Raw genomic sequence first — 19240 nt, 5'->3', positions numbered from 1 at the left:
GGCCGCACGGCCAGGGGGCTTTTGCTTACCGCAAGGGCAGGGCTTACATGTTCGGGTAGTTCGGCCCGCCAGCGCCTTCAGGGGTGACCCAGGTGATGTTCTGGGCCGGGTCCTTGATGTCGCAGGTCTTGCAGTGCACGCAGTTCTGCGCGTTGATCTGGAAACGCTTGTTGCCGTCTTCCTGGGTGACCACTTCGTACACGCCGGCCGGGCAGTAGCGCTGTGCCGGCTCGTCGTACAGTGGCAGGTTGCTGGCGATCGGGATATTCGGATCGGTCAGCTTCAGGTGGCAGGGTTGCTCCTCTTCATGGTTGGTGCTGGAGAGGAATACCGAGCTGAGCTTGTCGAAGCTGAGCTTGCCGTCCGGTTTCGGATAGTCGATCTTTTTCGAGTCGGCGGCGAGCTTGAGGCAGGCGTAGTCCGGCTTGGTGTCATGCAGGGTGAACGGCAGCTTGCCGCCGAACCAGTTCTGGTCGATGTAGTTGAACGCGCCACCGAGCAACGGGCCGAACTTGTGCAGGGCCGGGCCGAAGTTGCGGCTGGCGAACAGCTCTTCATACAGCCAGCTGGCCTTGAAGGCGCTGACATAGCCGTTGAGCTGGTCGCCGCCTTCGCTGCCGGCGATCAATGCGTCAGCCACCGCCTCGGCGGCGAGCATGCCGGATTTCATCGCGGTGTGGCTGCCCTTGATCTTGGAGAAGTTCAGGGTGCCCAGGTCGCAGCCGATCAGTGCGCCGCCATTGAAGACCATCTTCGGCAGCGAGTTCAGGCCGCCTTTGCAGATGGCGCGGGCGCCGTAGCTGATGCGCTTGCCGCCTTCGAGGTACTGGGCCATCACCGGGTGGTGCTTGAGGCGCTGGAACTCGTCGAACGGCGACAGGTACGGGTTGGAGTAGGACAGGTCGACGATCAGGCCGACCACCACCTGGTTGTTCTCCAGGTGATAAAGGAAGGAGCCACCGGTGTTCTCGGCGCTCATCACGTCCAGCGGCCAGCCGGCGGTGTGCACCACCAAGCCATGCTCATGCTTGGCCGGGTCGATTTCCCAGATTTCCTTGAGGCCGATGCCGTAGTGCTGGGCGTCGGATTCGTTGTCCAGGTCGAAGCGCTTGATCAGCTGCTTGCCGATATGGCCACGGCAGCCCTCGGCGAACAGGGTGTACTTGGCGCGCAGTTCCATGCCCGGCGTGTACAGGCCGTCCTTCGGCTGGCCTTCACGGTCGACACCCAGGTCGCCGGTGACGATGCCGCGGACCACGCCGTTCTCATCGAACAGCGCTTCCTGGGCGGCGAAGCCCGGGTAGATCTCGACGCCCAGGTTCTCGGCCTGCTGGGCCAGCCAGCGGCACAGGTTGCCCAGGGAGATGATGTAGTTGCCCTGGTTGTGCATGGTCTTGGGCACGAACAGGTCGGGAACCTTGGTCGAGCTGTCGGCACTTTTCAGCACATAGATGTCGTCGCGCTTCACTTCGGTGTTCAGCGGCGCGCCGAGGTCTTTCCAGTCGGGGAACAGTTCGTTCAGGGCGCGCGGCTCGAACACCGCGCCGGAGAGGATGTGGGCGCCGACTTCGGAGCCTTTCTCGACCACGCAGACGCTGATCTCGCTACCGGCTTCGGCGGCCTTCTGCTTCAGGCGGCAGGCGGCGGACAGACCCGCCGGGCCTGCGCCGACGATGACCACGTCGAATTCCATGTATTCGCGTTCCACAGGTTCTCTCCTACTCAAGGCTCATCGCGTTGCTTGTCTTTTATGGGTGTTCACGGTCACGTGCGGCGTGCAGAGGCTGTAGCTTCGCAGGTGATGGACTACACCGTTTTGTCTTGGCCGCGCATTATATCTACACCACTTGGCGGGTCCAATACAAACGTTTGTTTGAATTTGCCGAAGGCCCGTAGAATCGCAGGTGGGCGGCTGGAGGCTGGCCAATTTGCCGTATTGACCGGATTGGGTGTTACGGTCAAGATACGAGCGCTTTCGCGTTCGCCGTAGGCTGACCGTCGGGCGCAGGTGCACCCCTAAAGACCAGGCGTGGAGCAGGGTTTACGGGCCGAATCAGGTTTTGTAGTGGAGTCTACACGCCACGACAGAAAATGACCCGTGGGTTTTACCCGCAAGGGTCGAAACAGGACTGATCGGTCAATTGAGCTTTGTCGGCGTCGGAACGTTTTTAGAGGTGCCCTTGTACCCACGCGCATTCGCCGGGCAGTCCCCAGGCGATCTTCTTTTCACCGGAGAGTAACGAGGAATCCATGAAGGTTCTTGTAGCTGTCAAACGAGTGGTCGACTACAACGTCAAGGTTCGCGTCAAGGCGGACAACTCCGGCGTCGACCTTGCAAACGTCAAGATGTCCATGAACCCCTTCTGCGAAATCGCCGTGGAAGAAGCCGTCCGCCTGAAAGAGAAGGGCGTGGCGAGCGAAATCGTCGTCGTCTCCATCGGCCCGACCGCCGCACAGGAGCAACTGCGTACCGCCCTGGCCCTGGGCGCCGACCGCGCCATCCTGGTCGAGGCCGCTGACGAACTGAATTCCCTGGCCGTGGCCAAGGCGCTGAAAGCTGTTGTCGACAAGGAGCAGCCGCAGCTGGTCATCCTCGGCAAGCAGGCCATTGATAGCGACAACAACCAGACCGGCCAGATGCTCGCCGCGCTGACCGGCTTCGCCCAGGGCACCTTCGCCTCCAAGGTCGAAGTCGCTGGCGACAAGGTCAATGTCACCCGTGAAATCGATGGCGGCCTGCAGACCGTCGCGTTGAACCTGCCTGCCATCGTCACCACCGACCTGCGCCTGAACGAGCCGCGCTACGCGTCGCTGCCGAACATCATGAAGGCCAAGAAGAAGCCGCTGGAGACCATCACTCCAGACGCGCTGGGCGTGTCCATCGCCTCCACCAACAAGACCCTCAAGGTCGAAGCGCCTGCCGCCCGCAGCGCTGGTATCAAGGTCAAGTCGGTGGCCGAACTGGTCGAGAAGCTGAAGAACGAAGCGAAGGTAATCTAAATGACTATCCTGGTTGTCGCTGAACACGAGAACGGTGCCGTAGCCCCGGCCACCCTGAACACTGTCGCCGCTGCCGCCAAGATCGGTGGTGATATCCACGTGCTGGTCGCCGGCCAGAACGTCGGTGGCGTCGCCGAGTCCGCCGCCAAGATCGCCGGCGTAGCCAAGGTGCTGGTTGCCGATAACGCCGCCTACGCACACGCCCTGCCGGAAAACGTCGCGCCGCTGCTGGTCGAACTGGCCAAGGGTTACAGCCACGTGCTGGCCCCGGCCACCACCAATGGCAAGAACATCCTGCCGCGCGTTGCCGCGCTGCTGGACGTCGACCAGATCTCCGAGATCATCGCCGTTGAATCCGCCGACACTTTCAAGCGTCCGATCTATGCCGGTAACGCCATTGCCACCGTGCAATCGAGCGCTGCGGTCAAGGTCATCACCGTGCGTACCACCGGCTTCGACGCCGTGGCCGCCGAAGGTGGTTCGGCCGCTGTCGAAGCCGTCGCTGCCGCCCATGACGCCGGCAAGTCGGCCTTCGTTGGCGAAGAGCTGGCCAAGTCCGACCGTCCTGAACTGACCGCCGCCAAGATCGTCGTTTCCGGCGGACGCGGCATGGGCAACGGTGACAACTTCAAGCACCTGTACGCCCTGGCCGACAAGCTCGGCGCCGCCGTCGGCGCCTCGCGCGCGGCGGTTGACGCAGGCTTCGTGCCGAACGACATGCAGGTCGGCCAGACCGGCAAGATCGTCGCGCCGCAGCTGTACATCGCCGTCGGTATCTCCGGCGCGATCCAGCACCTGGCCGGCATGAAGGACTCGAAAGTGATCGTCGCGATCAACAAGGACGAAGAGGCGCCGATCTTCCAGGTCGCCGACTACGGCCTGGTCGCCGACCTGTTCGAAGCGGTTCCGGAGCTGGAAAAGCTGGTCTGATCCGCCTGCTTCACTTATAAAGAACCCGGCCCGCCCTTGGCGGTCCGGGTTTTTTCATGGTTTTTCAGGGGCGGGGGAGAGGTTGCATGGCGTTTCGCTGGAGCAAGGGAGGGCTGGTCTGCGTGCTGGCGCTGCTGTCGACGCAGGCCTTGGCGGTGGGCAAGTGCGAGCGGCTGGTCGCCACCGGCAGCCCGGATGCGCCGCCGTACTCCTGGCAGGACCCGCAGGACCCGAAACACCTGATTGGCGCCAATGTCGACCTGCTGCGCCAGGTGGCGGCCGAGCTTGGGGTGAAGATCGAGGTGCAGCACGCCGGCAAGCGCGAGCAGGCCCTGGAGGAAGTGCGTAGCGGGCGTATGGACCTGCTGCTCGACACGCCGATGCAGGTCACCCAGCTGACCAGCCTGGACTACATCCATCCGGCCTTGCAGCTCAACGAGTATCTGGTCTGGACCCGCCACGACGCCACATTGGTGTTCGAGGGCCCGGCAGACCTCGCCCAGTACCGTGGCGCGCTGTCCGAGAAGGCACGCCTGACCCCGGCCTTCGATGCCTTCGCCAAGTCCCAGCTCAAGCTGGAGCCGGCGCAAAACCTGACGCAGGCCTTCCAGAAGCTGGTGCTCGGCCAGGTCGATTATGTATTGGCCGGGCGCTACGCGGGCATGGCCATGGCGCAGAGCCTGGGCGTGGGCAACGACCTCATCGCCCGGGGTTTGCCGGTGGACCGTCCGGGGCTGTACCTGGCGGTCTCGCACAACTCGGCGTGCAACGACAGCTGGTTGCGCGGACAACTGGCGAAAAAACTGACAGAATTGCCGGTCTCCGGGGCGAGCGAGGCTGTGCTGCAGCGCAATGTCGAGCGTTGGAAGGCGCAGATGCAGGCGTCGCAGGGTGCCCCCAAACAGTAGGAAGCGTGAGTGAGAATCCAACCCTTGATGCTCGCCCTGGCCGTGCTTGGCCTGGCCGGCTGTGCCAACGACCCGGCACCCAATGAACAGCTGCGCCTGTCGGAACAGGCGTTGGAGCAGGCCAAGGCGGTCGGCGCCAATGAGCAGGTACCGGAGTTCAAGTTGGCCGAAGACAAGCTGGCCCGGGCCAAGAGCAACATGCTCGGCGAAAGCCATCGCGATGCGCGCATGCGCGCCGAGCAGGCCGAGCTCGATGCGCGCCTGGCCGAGGCGCGGGTGCTGAACCAGAAGAGCGAGGAGCAGCTGCAGGTGATGCAGTCACGGATCAAGCGCCTGCGCAAGCAACTGGAGGCGCAGCCATGAAGCGCCTCAAGCCCATGGCGGCCTTGGCCTTGCTGGCCCTGGTCGGTTTGCAGGGTTGTGCCAGCCAGCGCAGCGAGTCGGCGTTGGACGACGCCAGTGCCGCGTTCCAGAAGGTCAAGGACGATTCCGATGTGCTGCGCAGCGCACCTCGCGATGTGATCCGCGCCGGCGAGTCGTTGGCGCGCGCGGAGCGTCTGGCTGGCTATGTCGGCACCGGCAGCGATGTGCGTCATTACGCCTACCTGAGCCAGCGCTACAGCGAGATTGCCAGCGAGCACGCCAAGCTGGCGTTGAACCAGGAGCGTCTGGCCAAGCTTGATCTGGAGCGCCAGCGCCTGCAGTTGGCGCTGCGCGAGGCCAAGTTGGCCAGCGTCCAGCAGCAGGGCAAGTTCGTCGAGGCGCAGATTGTCGCGCTGGCGTCGGAGCAGACGGATCGTGGCCTGGTGATGACTCTGGGTGACGTGCTGTTCGATACCGGCCAGGCCGACCTGAAGAATTCTGCCAGCCGTACTGTACTGAAGCTGGTGCAGTTCCTTCAGCTCAATCCACGGCGGGTGGTGCGGATCGAGGGATACACCGATAGCACTGGCGCTGCGGAAGAGAACCTCAAGCTGTCCCGTGATCGCGCCCAGTCGGTCGCCGATATGCTGGTCGATCTGGGGGTAGATGAGAAGCGTATTCAGGTCGAGGGTTATGGCGACCAGTATCCGGTGGAGGCTAATGCCTCGGAGCGGGGCAGGGCGCAGAATCGTCGGGTCGAGATCGTCTTCTCCGATGACAAGGGCAAACTCGCGCCAGCGCGTTAAAGTCTGTTTTGATTTCGTGCAAGCCCGTTCCTACAAGAAGTTATACATGACTTGTAGAAGCGGGTTTGCACGTAATAGGGTCAAGCTCGTTTCTTTATTGCCAATCGGCTAACTACCACTTCGCACTTCTTGATCTTGATCTTGATCTTGATCTTGATCTTGATCTTGATCTTGCTGTTGCTTCTAAGTGCGCAATAGTTCAGGCGCCACCAATTGCGACCTTAGGAGGTACGGGCGGCGCCTGGGCTGACGCAGCTGTCGCTAGCGGGCTATGGCGCTAGACTCTTGATCGGCAACGGCAACGGCAACGGCAACGGCAACGGCAACGGCAACGGCAACGGCAACGGCAACGGCAACGGCAACGGCAATGGCAACGAGCAGCACGTCTGCATCTGCGCGATCAGATAAACTGCCTTCATGTCTGATTACTCACTCCCCCAAGCCCCTCTGCATCGCCTGGACCTGCCTTGGTTATGCCGCGCGAGAATCAACGCCGCGGTCCTGCGCCTGGACCTGATCGACCCACTGATCAGCGGCAACAAATGGTTCAAGCTGCGTCATCACCTGCTCCAGGCCCGCACGGCCAATGCCCCGGGCCTGATAAGCCTGGGCGGCAACCATTCCAACCATCTCCATGCCCTGGCGGCCGCCGGCAAGCGCTTCGGCTTCGCCACCGCCGGCCTGCTGCGTGGCCACCCCCAGGAAACACCGACGGTACAGGACCTGCGAGCTCTGGGCATGGAACTGCACTGGCTCGGTTTCGGCGGCTACCGCGCCCGCCATGAACCCGGCTTCTGGCAGCCCTGGCAGGCCCGGTACCCAGGCTGGCACTGCATTCCCGAAGGCGGTGGCGGCCTGGCTGGTGCCCAGGGCTGCGGGTTGATCATCGAGCAGTGCCGGGCGCAACTGGCAACGCTCGGCTGGGCCGACTACGACGTCTGGTGGCTGGCAGCGGGAACCGGCACTACCCTGGCGGGGCTGGTGCTGGAAGAGGCGGGCAGGCATGCCGTTCATGGCGCTCTCGCCGTGCCGTTTGACCACGGCGTGCCAGAGACCGTCGTGTCATTGGCGGGCGTGCAGGGCTACGATCTGCACGACGCCAGCCGTGGCGGCTTTGCCCGTATCGACGATGCACTGCTGGCGTTCATCGCCGACACCGAACGGCAAACCGGCATGCCGCTGGAAGCGCTCTACACCGGCAAGGCCCTGCTGGCCCTGCGCGACCAGGTCGAGGCCGGGCGTTTCGCCCCCGGCACCCGCCTGGTGTTCCTGCACACCGGAGGCCTGCAGGGACGACGCGGCTATTTGTAGGGCAGCATGCGCAGCAGCGTGTTGTCGCGCCGCACATAGTGGTGATAGAGCCCAGCCAGCGCGTGCAGGCCGATCAGCCAGTAGCCCCAGCTGCCGATACGCTCGTGCCAGCCCTTGATGAACTTGCTCAGGTCCGGATCCGGAGCGACGATGGCTGGCAGCTCCAGGCCATAGAACGGGATCGGCTTGTCAGCGGCGCTGAGGATCGCCCAGCCGGCCAGCGGCAGGCCGATCATCATCAGGTACAGCAGCAGGTGCACCAGGTGCGACAGACCTGTCTGCCAGGCCGGCGGCCTGGGCACGATCGGAGGTGTGGGGCGCGACAGGCGCAGGGCCAGGCGCAGCCAGACCAGCACGAACACCGTCAGCCCAAGCATGAAGTGCAGGTCTTTCATCAGGTCGCGTTCGGCGCTGCCCTTGGGAAACAAGCCGCGCAGCTCGATGCAGGCGTAGACAGCGGCCAGCAGCACCAGCATCAGCCAGTGCAGGGCGATCGACAGCCGCGCGTAATGGGCTGCGGGGGTGGATGAATCCATGGTGAGTCCTCGTCATCAGGTTGGAAAGGGCGCTCTTGCTGGCGCCTGGCTGTCATCGTAACGGTGCGGTGTAAAAATTGTGTTGATATGGGCAGGCAAGAATGTCTCGTGCTACACGGTCATCACCCCGTAAGGTGTGGCCAGCTGTCTGCCACCAGGAACAGCCGCTCGGCTTCGTGCCAGGCACCGTCTCCAACCTCTTCAAGCCTGACCAGCAACTGCGCCGGAGCCACTTCATCCAGTCCTAGCAACCAGCTGTCGAACTGTTCGGCCGCCCAGCAACGGTCTGCTTCAACTCGCGCCGGAGCCAGCCACCCCTGCCGGGATAACGGTTGCCAGAGTCCGAGGGGGCAGTGCTCGAGGTAATCCGCCCAATCCCGCCGATGCAGCCAGCGCCCGCGCAAATGCGTCGGATGAGCACCCAAAGGCGCCTCGGCATGTCCGGGCCAGGGATAGAACAGATAACCGCCGAGCCACAGGTGCGCCTGAGCTTCGGCGATACCCAGGCCAGCCAGCGCTTCGCGGCTATGCGACTGACCGGAGATCCTCAGTTGATGACTGGCCAGGTGCGCCAGCTTGGTGCCGAGGCGGTCGTGGCAGCCGGGGCCGAGCCAGTGCGCGGGGACCTGGCCATCGTCGACGGGTGGGCCCAGGTAGAGCTTGATGGCCAGTTCCAGATGATGATCGCCGTCACGGTCGCGCAGCAACAGGTCGAGTTCACCCAGGGTGCGCCCGCCGTCGCGGATTGCCAGGTTGGCCGCCAGCAGCTCGATGCCTGGCGCCTGCTGCAGGGCGAACTGCCACAGGCTTTCGTAGTACAAGCCCAGCCGCCGGCTGTTCAGGCGTGTCAGCCAGCTCAGCAGCGGCGTGGGCGCCAGGTCGAGCGCCGCGAGCCAGTGGCCAAGACGCTGTGGATCATCGGCCCAGGCGCTGCCCTGCAGCGGGTGGCGCTGGGGGCAGCCGGCCTGGGCCAGCAGCGGTGGCGACAGCAACGCCCAGGCCAGGTCGCGCACGGCAGGGTGGCGCAGCTGGCGGGGCAGGGACTCGAGATCGGCGAAGGGCATCATCCAGCGAGCATAGCCGGTTTGCCGCTGGCCGGTCCTTTCGCCCATAATCCCGGCATTGTCACCCCCGCCGCAGAGCTTTGCAGGAGCACCATGGAGCAATTTCGCAATATCGGTATCATCGGACGCCTTGGCAGCTCACAGGTGCTCGATACCATTCGCCGACTGAAAAAATTCCTCCTCGAGCGCCACCTGCACGTGATCCTCGAGGACACCATCGCCGAAGTCCTGCCCGGCCACGGCCTGCAGACCTCCACGCGCAAGCTGCTGGGCGAGGTCTGCGACCTGGTTATCGTGGTCGGCGGCGACGGCAGCCTGCTTGGCGCTGCCCGCGCCCTGGCCCGGCACAACATCCCGGTGCTGGGCATCAACCGCGGCAACCTGGGTTTTCTCACCGACATCCGCCCCGACGAGCTGGAAGAGAAGGTCGCCGAGGTGCTCGACGGCCACTATCTGGTGGAGAACCGCTTCCTGCTGCAGGCCGAGGTGCGCCGTCACCACGAGGCCATCGGCCAAGGCGATGCGCTGAACGATGTGGTGCTGCACCCGGGCAAGTCGACGCGAATGATCGAGTTCGAGATCTACATCGACGGCCAGTTCGTCTGCAGCCAGAAGGCCGACGGCCTGATCGTCGCCACCCCGACCGGCTCAACCGCCTACGCGCTGTCGGCCGGCGGCCCGATCATGCACCCCAAGCTCGACGCCATCGTCATCGTGCCGATGTACCCGCACACCCTGTCGGGCCGGCCGATCGTGGTGGACGGCAACAGCGAACTGAAGATCGTCGTATCCAAGGACCTGCAGATTTACCCGCAGGTCTCCTGTGACGGGCAGAACCACTTCACCTGCGCCCCCGGCGACACCATCACGGTGAGCAAGAAGCCGCAGAAGCTGCGCCTGATCCATCCGCTGGACCACAACTACTACGAGGTCTGCCGCACCAAGCTCGGCTGGGGCAGCCGCCTGGGCGGCAGGGACGACTGATGCTCGATCCGGCGCGCAGTTTCGACATCATCGGTGACGTGCACGGCTGTGCGCTCACCCTCGAACGCTTGCTCGACGCGCTCGGCTACAAGCGTGTCGGCGGGGTCTGGCGACACCCTCGGCGCCAGGCGCTGTTCCTCGGCGACATCGTCGACCGTGGCCCGCGCATCCGCGAGGCGCTGCACATCGTCCACGACATGGTCGAGGCCGGCCAAGCCTTCTGCATCATGGGCAACCACGAGTACAACGCCCTGGGCTGGGTCACCCCGGCACTGCCCGGCAGTGGCAAGGCCTTCGTGCGCGAGCACACCCCGCGCCATGCCCGGCTGATCGACGAGACCCTCACCCAGTTCGCCCAGCACCCCGGCGACTGGCACGATTTCATCCAGTGGTTCTATGAACTGCCGCTGTTCGTCGACGCCGGGCGCTTCCGCCTGGTGCACGCCTGCTGGGACCCTCGGCTGATCGAGCCGCTGCGCCAGCAGTACCCCACGGGCCGCATCGACGAGCACTTCGTGCAGGCGTCTGCGGTGTCCGGCAGTTTCGCTGCCACGGTGTGCAACCGCCTGCTTCGCGGTACCGACATGCGGCTGCCGGACGGCCTGACGCTGACCGGCGGCGACGGCCTGACCCGCGCTTTCTTCCGCACCAAGTTCTGGGAGGAAGACCCGCAGACCTACGGCGACATCGTCTTCCAGCCCGACGCGCTACCCGACGAGGTGGCCCGCACGCCCCTCAGCCACAGCCAGAAGAACGCCCTGCTGCGCTACGACGAGGACGAGCCACTGCTATTCGTTGGCCACTACTGGCGCAGCGGACGTCCGGCGCCGATTCGCGCCAACCTGGCCTGCCTGGACTACAGCGCCGTGCTCTACGGCAAGCTGGCGGCCTACCGCCTGGATGATGAAACGCGCATCGACCCGCACAAGTTCGTCTGGGTCGACGTCGACCGTCCGCAGGCCAGCCAATGAACGTGATCGAAGTACTGCGCCTGCCGCTGGCGGTCGACCTGAGCGGTTTCGTCGCCTTGCTGCGCCGCCTGCAGGTGCCGCACCGGGTGGTGGAGGAGGGCGAGGAACAGGTGCTGTGGGCGCCGCCGGCCATGGCCGGGGATGTGCTCGAGTTGTACCGGCGTTTCCCGGACGGCAATGCCGATCTGCAGGCAATGCCCGAACCCGTGGAAGTCGCTCCGGCGCAGCCTTCGCTGAAGGAGCAGGTCCTGGCCTGCAAGGTCACCGCCGCGATACTGATCCTGAGCGTGGTGGTCGCCGCCGTGACCGGCCTGGGCGACAACCTCTCGACCATCGGCTGGTTCACCTTCCTGTCGTTCAAGGTGCAGGGCGACTACCTGTACTTCACCCCGTTGCTCCAGGGGCTGGCCGAAGGCCAGTTGTGGCGCCTGGTGTCGCCGATGCTGCTGCACTTCGGCGTGCTGCACCTGGCAATGAACGGCCTGTGGTATTGGGAGCTGGGCAAGCGCATCGAGCTGCGCCAGGGCCCGTGGATGCTGTTGGGCCTGACCTTGCTGTTCAGCCTGGTGTCCAACCTGGCCCAGCATTTCACCAGCGGCCCGAGCCTGTTCGGTGGCTTGTCCGGGGTGCTCTACGGCTTGCTCGGGCATGTCTGGCTGTACCAGTGGCTGGCGCCCAATCCGCAGTTCAACCTGCCCAAAGGCGTTCTGGTGATGATGCTGATCTGGCTGGTGATCTGCCTGAGCGGCGTGGTCGGGCAGCTCGGCTTCGGCCAGATCGCCAACGCCGCTCATGTCGGCGGGTTGCTCATCGGATGCCTTACAGGGCTCTTGGGTGGCGCGCTGGCCCGGCGTAAACTGTCCGCCTGACTGAGGAGACAGCATGTCCACTTTCGCGCAAATGATCGAAAACATCACCCCCGAGATCTACGAGAGCCTGAAGACGGCCGTGGAGATCGGCAAATGGTCCGACGGCCGCAAGCTGACCGCCGAACAGAAGGAACTGTCGCTGCAGGCGGTGATCGCCTGGGAGATGAAGAACCTCCCCGAAGAGCAGCGTACCGGCTACATGGGCCCGCAGGAGTGCGCCTCGAAGTCGGCGCCGATCGCCAACATCCTGTTCAAGTCGGACTCGGTACATTGATCGAACTCGCTCGTGGCTCTTTGAGCAAGATGGCGGTACGCCTGGACGCACCGGTCGTTCAATACAGTTTCCGCCTGGATGACGCCGAGGTGCCGGTCAATCCGCTGATCGGCCAGTCGATCCGTCTGGAATACCTCGGGGCGATCCATTGCACCCATTGCGGCAAACGCACCAAGACCAGCTTCAGCCAGGGATACTGCTACCCGTGCATGACCAAGCTGGCCCAGTGCGATGTGTGCATCATGGCCCCGGAGAAATGCCACTACGACGCCGGCACCTGCCGCGAGCCTTCGTGGGGCGAGCAGTTCTGCATGACCGACCACGTGGTCTACCTGGCCAACTCGTCGGGCATCAAGGTCGGCATCACCCGCGCCACCCAGCTGCCCACCCGCTGGCTCGACCAGGGCGCCAGCCAGGCGCTGCCGATCATGCGCGTGGCCACCCGCCAGCAATCCGGGCTGGTCGAGGACGTGCTGCGCAGCCAGGTACCGGACCGCACCAACTGGCGCGCGCTGCTCAAGGGCGACGCCGAGGTGCTCGACCTGCCGGCCTTCCGCGAACAGATCTTCGACGCCTGCGCCGACGGCATTCGCGGCCTGCAGGAGCGCTTTGGGTTGCAGGCCATCCAGCCGCTGCCCGACGCCGAGGTGGTGCAGATGCGCTACCCGGTCGAGGCCTACCCGAAAAAGATCGTCAGCTTCAACCTCGACAAGGACCCGGTCGTGGAAGGCACGCTGTTGGGCATCAAGGGCCAGTACCTGATCTTCGACACCGGCGTGATCAACATTCGCAAGTACACGGCCTACCAGCTGGCCGTGCTCCAGTAAAAGGATCGTCACCATGCGTACCGAACAACCGCAAGTGATCTACCTCAAGGACTATCAGGCCCCCGAGTACCTGATCGACGAGACCCACCTGACCTTCGAACTGTTCGAGGACCACAGCCTGGTCCATGCGCAGCTGGTCATGCGCCGCAACCCCGAGCGCGGCGCCGGCCTGCCGCCGCTGGTGCTCGATGGCCAGCACCTGGAACTGCTGAGCGTGCAGCTGGACGACCAGGCGCTGGGCGCCAACGACTACCAGCTCGACGACGACAGCCTCACCGTGCAGCCGAAGGGCGAGCGCTTCACCCTGGACACCAGCGTGAAGATCCACCCGGAGAGCAACACCGCGCTGGAAGGCCTGTACAAGTCCGGCAAGATGTTCTGCACCCAGTGCGAGGCCGAGGGCTTTCGCAAGATCACCTACTACCTCGACCGCCCCGACGTGATGAGCACCTTCACCACCACGGTGATCGCCGAGCAGCATCGCTACCCGGTGCTGTTGTCCAACGGCAACCCGGTCGGCAGCGGCCCGGGCGAGGACGGCCGCCACTGGGCGACCTGGGAAGACCCGTTCAAGAAGCCGGCCTACCTGTTCGCGCTGGTGGCCGGTGACCTCTGGTGCAAGGAAGACACGTTCGTTCGCCAGTCAGGCCGCGACGTGACCCTGCGCATCTACGTCGAGCCGGAAAACCTCGACAAGTGCGACCACGCCATGGTTAGCCTGAAGAAGTCCATGCGCTGGGACGAGGAAGTCTACGGTCGTGAGTATGACCTGGACATCTTCATGATCGTCGCGGTCAACGACTTCAACATGGGCGCCATGGAAAACAAGGGCCTGAACATCTTCAACTCCAGCTGCGTGCTGGCCCGCGCCGAGACCGCCACCGATGCCGCCCACCAGCGGGTCGAGGGCGTGGTCGCCCACGAGTACTTCCACAACTGGTCGGGCAACCGCGTGACCTGCCGCGACTGGTTCCAGCTGTCGCTCAAGGAAGGCTTCACGGTGTACCGCGACGCCGAGTTCAGCGCCGACATGAACTCGCGCACGGTCAAGCGCATCGAGGATGTCGCCTACCTGCGCACCCACCAGTTCGCCGAGGATGCCGGCCCCATGGCCCACCCGGTGCGCCCGGCGAGCTTCATCGAGATCTCCAACTTCTACACCCTGACCGTGTACGAGAAGGGCGCCGAGGTCGTGGGCATGGTCCATACCCTGCTGGGCGCCGAGGGCTTCCGCAAGGGCAGCGACCTGTACTTCGAGCGTCACGACGGCCAGGCGGTGACCACCGACGACTTCATCAAGGCCATGGAAGACGCCAACGGCGTCGACCTGACCCAGTTCAAGCGCTGGTACAGCCAGGCCGGCACGCCGCGCCTGGAAGTCAGCGAGGCCTATGACGCCGCCGCGCGGACCTACAGCCTGACCTTCCGCCAGAGCTGCCCGCAGACCCCGGACAAGGTCGAGAAACTGCCGTTCGTGATCCCGGTGGCCCTGGGCCTGCTGGACGCCGATGGCAACGACCTGCCGCTGCGCCTGGTGGGCGAGGCGCAGGCCGTCGGCAGCAGCCGCGTGCTGTCGGTGACCGAGGCCGAGCAGACCTTCACCTTCGAGGGGATCAAGGCCAAGCCGCTGCCGTCGCTGCTGCGCGGCTTCAGCGCGCCGGTCAAGCTGAGCTTCCCGTACGACCGTGACCAGCTGATGTTCCTCATGCAGCACGACAGCGACGGCTTCAACCGCTGGGAAGCGGGCCAGCAGCTGTCGGTACAGGTGCTGCAGGAGCTGATCGGCCAGCACCAGCGGGGCGAAGCGCTCACGCTCGACCAGCGCCTGATCACTGCATTGGGCACCGTGCTCGGCAATCAGGCGCTGGACCCGGCCATGGTCGCCGAGATGCTTTCGCTGCCGGGCGAGGCGTACCTCACCGAGATCAGCCAGGTGGCCGATGTCGATGCGATCCACGCCGCCCGCGAGTTCGCCCGCCAGCAGATCGCCGAGCAGCTGTTCGACGCCCTGTGGGCGCGCTACCAGGCCAACCGCGAGGTCTCGCGCAAGACCGCCTATGTGGCCTCGGCCGAGCATTTCGCCCGCCGCAGCCTGCAGAACATCGCCCTGTCGTACCTGATGCTGACCGCCAAGGCGCCGGTGCTCGAGGCGACCCTGGAACAGTTCGAGCACTGCGACAACATGACCGAGCGCCTCACCGCCCTGGCGGTGCTGGTCAATTCGCCGTTCGAGGCGGAGCGGGCCAAGGCGCTGGAAGCCTTCGCCGAGCACTTCAAGGACAACCCGCTGGTCATGGACCAGTGGTTCAGCGTACAGGCGGCCAGCACCCTGCCGGGTGGCCTGGCGCGGGTCCAGGCGTTGATGCAGCACCCGGCCTTCACCCTGAAGAACCCGAACAAGGTGCGCGCGCTGGTCGGTGCCTTCGCCGGTCAGAACCTGGTCAACTTCCACGCCGCCGATGGTTCGGGGTACCGCTTCCTGGCGGACCTGGTGATCGAGCTCAACGCGCTGAACCCGCAGATCGCCTCGCGTCAACTCGCCCCGCTGACCCGCTGGCGCAAGTACGACGACAAGCGCCAGGCGCTGATGAAGGGCGAGCTGGAGCGGATTCTCGCGTCCGGGGCGCTGTCCAGCGATGTGTATGAGGTGGTGAGCAAGAGCCTGGCGTAAGCCTGGTAGACATTGGGGCTGCTGCGCAGCCCATCGCGACGCAAGGCCGCTCCCACAGGGATGGCGCCAGGGCAGAACTGGCGCATATCCTGTGGGAGCGGCCTTGCGTCGCGATGGGCGGCAAGGCGGCCCCAATTGTTCTCGTGGTTAACAAAACATAACGTCCCGCTCGTTGTGTTTCGCCGAACAACCCCGATACGATGGCTCGAAGCTATTCCAGGGCTCTGGAACAGGGTTTTCGCAGTGCCTGGCAATAGATTGACCCACCACAAGAACACAACAGGGGGCAGTCATGAGAGAGCGGCCAAGGGCACGCTACAGCCTGGCGGCCAGCGCTATGCTGGCGCTGACGCTGGGGATCGGTTCCGGGCATGTCCTGGCGGCGGTGGCCGTCGAGGAATACTCGGTGGAGTCGGCCAAGGCCAGCCAGAGCCTGCTGATCGGCGCCACCCACGCCGGGCAGCGCCTGGTGGTGGTCGGTGATCGCGGCCACATCCTGTTCTCCGACGACCAGGGCAAGACCTGGACCCAGGCCCGGGTCCCCACCCGGCAACTGCTCACCGCCGTGTTCTTCCTCGACGACAAGCGCGGCTGGGCCGTCGGCCATGACGCGCAGATCCTCGCCAGCAGCGACGGCGGCGCGACCTGGAGCAAGCAGTTCGAAGACCTGTCCCGCGAAGCCCCCTTGCTCGATGTGCGTTTCCTCGACCCGCAGCACGGCTTCGCCGTGGGCGCCTACGGTGCCTTGCTGGAAACCCTCGATGGCGGCCAGCACTGGCAGGATGTCGCCGAGCGTCTGGACAACCCCGACCAGTTGCACCTCAACGCCATCACTCTGGTGAAGGACGCCGGCCTGTTCATCGTCGGCGAGCAGGGCGGCATGTTTCGCTCCAGCGACGCCGGCCAGAGCTGGACCAAGGTCCAAGGCCCCTACGAGGGCTCGCTGTTCGGCGTGATCGGCACCGCCCAGCCCAACACCCTGCTGGCCTTCGGTCTGCGCGGCAACCTGTTCCGCTCCACCGACTTCGGCGACAGCTGGCAGCCGATCGAGCTCAAGGCCGAGCGCGGCCCGCTCGAATTCGGCCTGGCAAGCGCTACGCTTCTCGAAGACGGCAGCCTGGTGCTGGTCGGCAACGGCGGCAGCGTGCTGCGCAGCCATGATGACGGGCAGACTTTCAGCGTGCGCAACCGCGCCGATCGCATCGCCCTGTCGGGCGTCAGCGGCCTGGGCGGTGGCGGTCTGCTGCTGGTCGGGCAAGGGGGCGTGCACCTGGCCTCGGCCGACGGTACCCAGGAGGCGCGTCCATGACCAGCCGGGAGAGTTTCGACATGCAGCACAAGGACAAGGCCACCCTGCTGGAACGCCTGATCTTCAACAACCGTCCCATTGTCATCGCCATCTGCGTGCTGGTGAGCATCTTCCTGTTCTGGCAGGCCACGCAGATTCGCCCGTCCACCAGCTTCGAGAAGATGATTCCGCTGCAACATCCGTTCATCGAACAGATGCTCGAGCACCGCAACGACCTGGCCAACCTCGGCAACACCGTGCGTGTGTCGGTGGAGTCGACCAAGGGTGACATCTTCGACAAGGACTATATGGAGACCCTGCGTCAGATCCATGACGAGGTGTTCTACATCCCCGGCGTCGACCGCGCCGGCCTCAAGTCGCTGTGGAGCCCCAGCGTGCGCTGGAGCGAGGTCACCGAAGAAGGCTTTTCCGGCGGCGAGGTGATTCCCAACACCTACAACGGCTCCCAGGACAGCCTCGACACGCTGCGCGACAACGTGCTCAAGTCCGGCCAGGTCGGGCGCCTGGTGGCCAACAACTTCAAGTCCAGCATCATCGACATCCCGCTGCTGGAAAGCTACCCCGACCCGCAGGACCCGGGGCGCCAGGTCAAGCTCGACTACCAGCAGTTCTCGCACCAGCTGGAAGAGAAGATCCGCGACAAGTTCCAGGCGCAGAACCCCAACGTTAAGATCCATATCGTCGGCTTCGCCAAGAAGGTCGGAGACCTGATCGACGGCCTGGTGATGGTGGCGATGTTCTTCGGCGTGGCGCTGGTGATTACCTGGGCGTTGTTGTACTGGTTCACCTGGTGCATCCGCAGCACCATCGCCGTGCTCATCACCACCCTGGTGGCGGTGGTCTGGCAGTTGGGGTTGATGCATGCGGTGGGCTTTGGCCTGGACCCGTACTCGATGCTGGTGCCGTTCCTGATCTTCGCCATCGGCATCTCGCACGGGGTGCAGAAGATCAACGGCATCGCCCTGCAGTCCAGCGACGCCGACAACGCCCTGACCGCGGCGCGGCGCACCTTCCGCCAGTTGTTCCTGCCGGGGATGATCGCCATCCTCGCCGACGCCGTGGGCTTCATCACCTTGCTGATCATCGACATCGGGGTGATCCGCGAGCTGGCCATCGGCGCCTCGATCGGCGTGGCGGTGATCGTCTTCACCAACCTGATCCTGCTGCCGGTGGCGATCAGCTACGTCGGCATCAGCCAGAAGGCCATCGCCCGCAGCAAGAAGGACGCCACCCGCGAGCACCCGTTCTGGCGCCTGTTGTCCAACTTCGCCAGTGCCAAGGTAGCGCCGGTGTCGGTGGTACTGGCGTTGCTGGCCTTCGTTGGCGGCCTCTGGTACAGCCAGAACCTGAAGATCGGCGACCTCGACCAGGGCGCGCCGGAGCTGCGCCCGGACTCGCGCTACAACCAGGACAACAGCTTCATCATCAGCAACTACTCGACCAGTTCCGACGTGCTGGTGATCATGGTCAAGACCCCGGCCGAGAGCTGCTCGATCCACTCGACCATGGCGCCGATCGACGAGTTGATGTGGACCATGGACAACACCCCGGGGGTGCAGTCGACCATCTCCCTGGTGACCGTGTCGAAACAGGTCATCAAGGGCATGAACGAGGGCAGCCTGAAATGGGAGACCCTGTCGCGCAACCCGGACATCCTCAACAACTCCATCGCCCGCGCCGACGGCCTGTACAACGCCGACTGCTCGCTGGCGCCGGTGCTGGTGTTCCTCAACGACCACAAGGCCGAGACCCTGGAGCGGGTCACCGCCGCGGCCAAGGCCTTTGCCGACAGCCACAACAAGGAAGGCCTGCAGTTCCTCCTGGCGGCGGGTAACGCCGGCATCGAGGCGGCCACCAACGAGGTGATCAAGTCGGCCGAGCTGACCATCCTCATCCTGGTCTATATCTGCGTGGCGGTGATGTGCATGATCACCTTCCGCTCGTTCGCCGCGACGCTGTGCATCGTCCTGCCGCTGGTGCTGACCTCGGTGCTGGGCAACGCTTTGATGGCGTTCATGGGCATCGGCGTGAAGGTTGCCACGTTGCCAGTGGTGGCGCTGGGCGTGGGCATCGGCGTGGACTACGGCATCTACATCTACAGCCGCCTGGAGAGCTTCCTGCGTGCCGGCCTGCCGTTGCAGGAGGCCTACTACGAGACCCTGCGTTCCACCGGCAAGGCGGTGCTGTTCACCGGCCTGTGCCTGGCCATCGGCGTGTGCACCTGGATCTTCTCGGCCATCAAGTTCCAGGCCGACATGGGCCTGATGCTGACCTTCATGCTGCTGTGGAACATGTTCGGCGCCCTGTGGCTGCTGCCGGCGCTGGCGCGGTTCCTGATCAAGCCGGAGAAACTGGCGGGCAAGGAGGGTGGCTCGATCTTCGCTCACTGACCTGGGCCTGATCGCGGGGCAAGCCCG

At 64.7% G+C, this 19240-nt stretch carries 18 protein-coding genes; 15 read left to right on the top strand and 3 right to left on the bottom strand.

The features are described from left to right. Nucleotides 1–43 precede the first annotated feature (43 nt). Entirely contained in the window at nt 44–1708 is a 1665-nt protein-coding gene (locus AC25M7_RS12015) for an electron transfer flavoprotein-ubiquinone oxidoreductase (RefSeq protein ID WP_486971100.1), read from the bottom strand. A 542-nt stretch (nt 1709–2250) separates the two neighbouring features. Between AC25M7_RS12015 and AC25M7_RS12010 the strand changes: the two genes are divergently transcribed. The 7 genes from AC25M7_RS12010 (at nt 2251) to AC25M7_RS11980 (ending at nt 7318) form a co-directional block, all read left to right on the top strand. After that, the gene (locus AC25M7_RS12010) at nt 2251–3000 is read left to right on the top strand and encodes an electron transfer flavoprotein subunit beta/FixA family protein (protein ID WP_028692905.1); all 750 of its coding nucleotides are present in this window, start codon (nt 2251–2253) and stop codon (nt 2998–3000) included. Beyond that, complete coding sequence (locus tag AC25M7_RS12005; protein WP_028692906.1) at nt 3001–3930, top strand: electron transfer flavoprotein subunit alpha/FixB family protein; 930 nt, start codon at nt 3001–3003, stop codon at nt 3928–3930. It begins immediately after the preceding gene. A gap of 86 nt (nt 3931–4016) precedes the next feature. Continuing rightward, the gene (locus AC25M7_RS12000; RefSeq protein WP_486971099.1) at nt 4017–4838 is read left to right on the top strand and encodes a substrate-binding periplasmic protein; all 822 of its coding nucleotides are present in this window, start codon (nt 4017–4019) and stop codon (nt 4836–4838) included. A gap of 9 nt (nt 4839–4847) precedes the next feature. Beyond that, nucleotides 4848–5201 (top strand): DUF4398 domain-containing protein, encoded by a 354-nt coding sequence (locus tag AC25M7_RS11995; RefSeq protein WP_028692908.1) that lies wholly within the window; start codon nt 4848–4850, stop codon nt 5199–5201. Continuing rightward, on the top strand, nt 5198–6007 hold the full coding sequence (locus AC25M7_RS11990; RefSeq protein WP_028692909.1) for an OmpA family protein: 810 nt from the start codon (nt 5198–5200) through the stop codon (nt 6005–6007). The genes AC25M7_RS11995 and AC25M7_RS11990 overlap by 4 nt, the downstream gene beginning before the upstream one ends. 285 nt (nt 6008–6292) lie before the next feature. Next, nucleotides 6293–6415 (top strand): hypothetical protein, encoded by a 123-nt coding sequence (locus tag AC25M7_RS11985; RefSeq protein ID WP_436599744.1) that lies wholly within the window; start codon nt 6293–6295, stop codon nt 6413–6415. A gap of 9 nt (nt 6416–6424) precedes the next feature. Continuing rightward, the gene (locus AC25M7_RS11980) at nt 6425–7318 is read left to right on the top strand and encodes a 1-aminocyclopropane-1-carboxylate deaminase/D-cysteine desulfhydrase (RefSeq protein ID WP_486971098.1); all 894 of its coding nucleotides are present in this window, start codon (nt 6425–6427) and stop codon (nt 7316–7318) included. Here AC25M7_RS11980 and AC25M7_RS11975 read toward each other — a convergent pair. Next, nucleotides 7309–7854, bottom strand: a complete 546-nt coding sequence (locus AC25M7_RS11975; RefSeq protein ID WP_028692911.1) for a cytochrome b — start codon at nt 7852–7854, stop codon at nt 7309–7311. The two genes, AC25M7_RS11980 and AC25M7_RS11975, sit on opposite strands and share 10 nt — an antisense overlap. Nucleotides 7855–7976: 122 nt before the next feature. After that, nucleotides 7977–8966: a DUF1853 family protein gene (locus AC25M7_RS11970; RefSeq protein ID WP_486971097.1), complete on the bottom strand. Its 990-nt coding sequence runs from the start codon at nt 8964–8966 to the stop codon at nt 7977–7979. 45 nt (nt 8967–9011) lie between these two features. On the opposite strand from AC25M7_RS11970, the gene AC25M7_RS11965 reads away from it, so the two are divergent. The 8 genes from AC25M7_RS11965 (at nt 9012) to AC25M7_RS11930 (ending at nt 19213) form a co-directional block, all read left to right on the top strand. Then, complete coding sequence (locus AC25M7_RS11965; RefSeq protein WP_023632574.1) at nt 9012–9902, top strand: NAD(+) kinase; 891 nt, start codon at nt 9012–9014, stop codon at nt 9900–9902. Further along, complete coding sequence (locus AC25M7_RS11960) at nt 9902–10873, top strand: metallophosphoesterase (protein WP_028692913.1); 972 nt, start codon at nt 9902–9904, stop codon at nt 10871–10873. Before AC25M7_RS11965 ends, AC25M7_RS11960 begins: the two co-directional genes overlap by 1 nt. Beyond that, the gene (locus AC25M7_RS11955; protein WP_028692914.1) at nt 10870–11742 is read left to right on the top strand and encodes a rhomboid family intramembrane serine protease; all 873 of its coding nucleotides are present in this window, start codon (nt 10870–10872) and stop codon (nt 11740–11742) included. The genes AC25M7_RS11960 and AC25M7_RS11955 overlap by 4 nt, the downstream gene beginning before the upstream one ends. Before the next feature lie 13 nt (nt 11743–11755). Further along, complete coding sequence (locus tag AC25M7_RS11950; protein WP_011532970.1) at nt 11756–12016, top strand: YeaC family protein; 261 nt, start codon at nt 11756–11758, stop codon at nt 12014–12016. After that, nucleotides 12013–12843, top strand: a complete 831-nt coding sequence (locus AC25M7_RS11945) for a DUF2797 domain-containing protein (protein ID WP_486971096.1) — start codon at nt 12013–12015, stop codon at nt 12841–12843. The genes AC25M7_RS11950 and AC25M7_RS11945 overlap by 4 nt, the downstream gene beginning before the upstream one ends. Before the next feature lie 13 nt (nt 12844–12856). After that, entirely contained in the window at nt 12857–15514 is a 2658-nt protein-coding gene (gene pepN / locus AC25M7_RS11940) for an aminopeptidase N (protein WP_486971095.1), read from the top strand. Between the two features lie 292 nt (nt 15515–15806). Next, entirely contained in the window at nt 15807–16823 is a 1017-nt protein-coding gene (locus tag AC25M7_RS11935) for a WD40/YVTN/BNR-like repeat-containing protein (protein WP_028692917.1), read from the top strand. Then, nucleotides 16820–19213: an efflux RND transporter permease subunit gene (locus tag AC25M7_RS11930; protein WP_028692918.1), complete on the top strand. Its 2394-nt coding sequence runs from the start codon at nt 16820–16822 to the stop codon at nt 19211–19213. The genes AC25M7_RS11935 and AC25M7_RS11930 overlap by 4 nt, the downstream gene beginning before the upstream one ends. Nucleotides 19214–19240: the final 27 nt, after the last annotated feature.

This window comes from Pseudomonas sp. P106(2024), from assembly GCF_057480815.1.
This window is presented reverse-complemented; position numbering and strand designations above follow the sequence as displayed.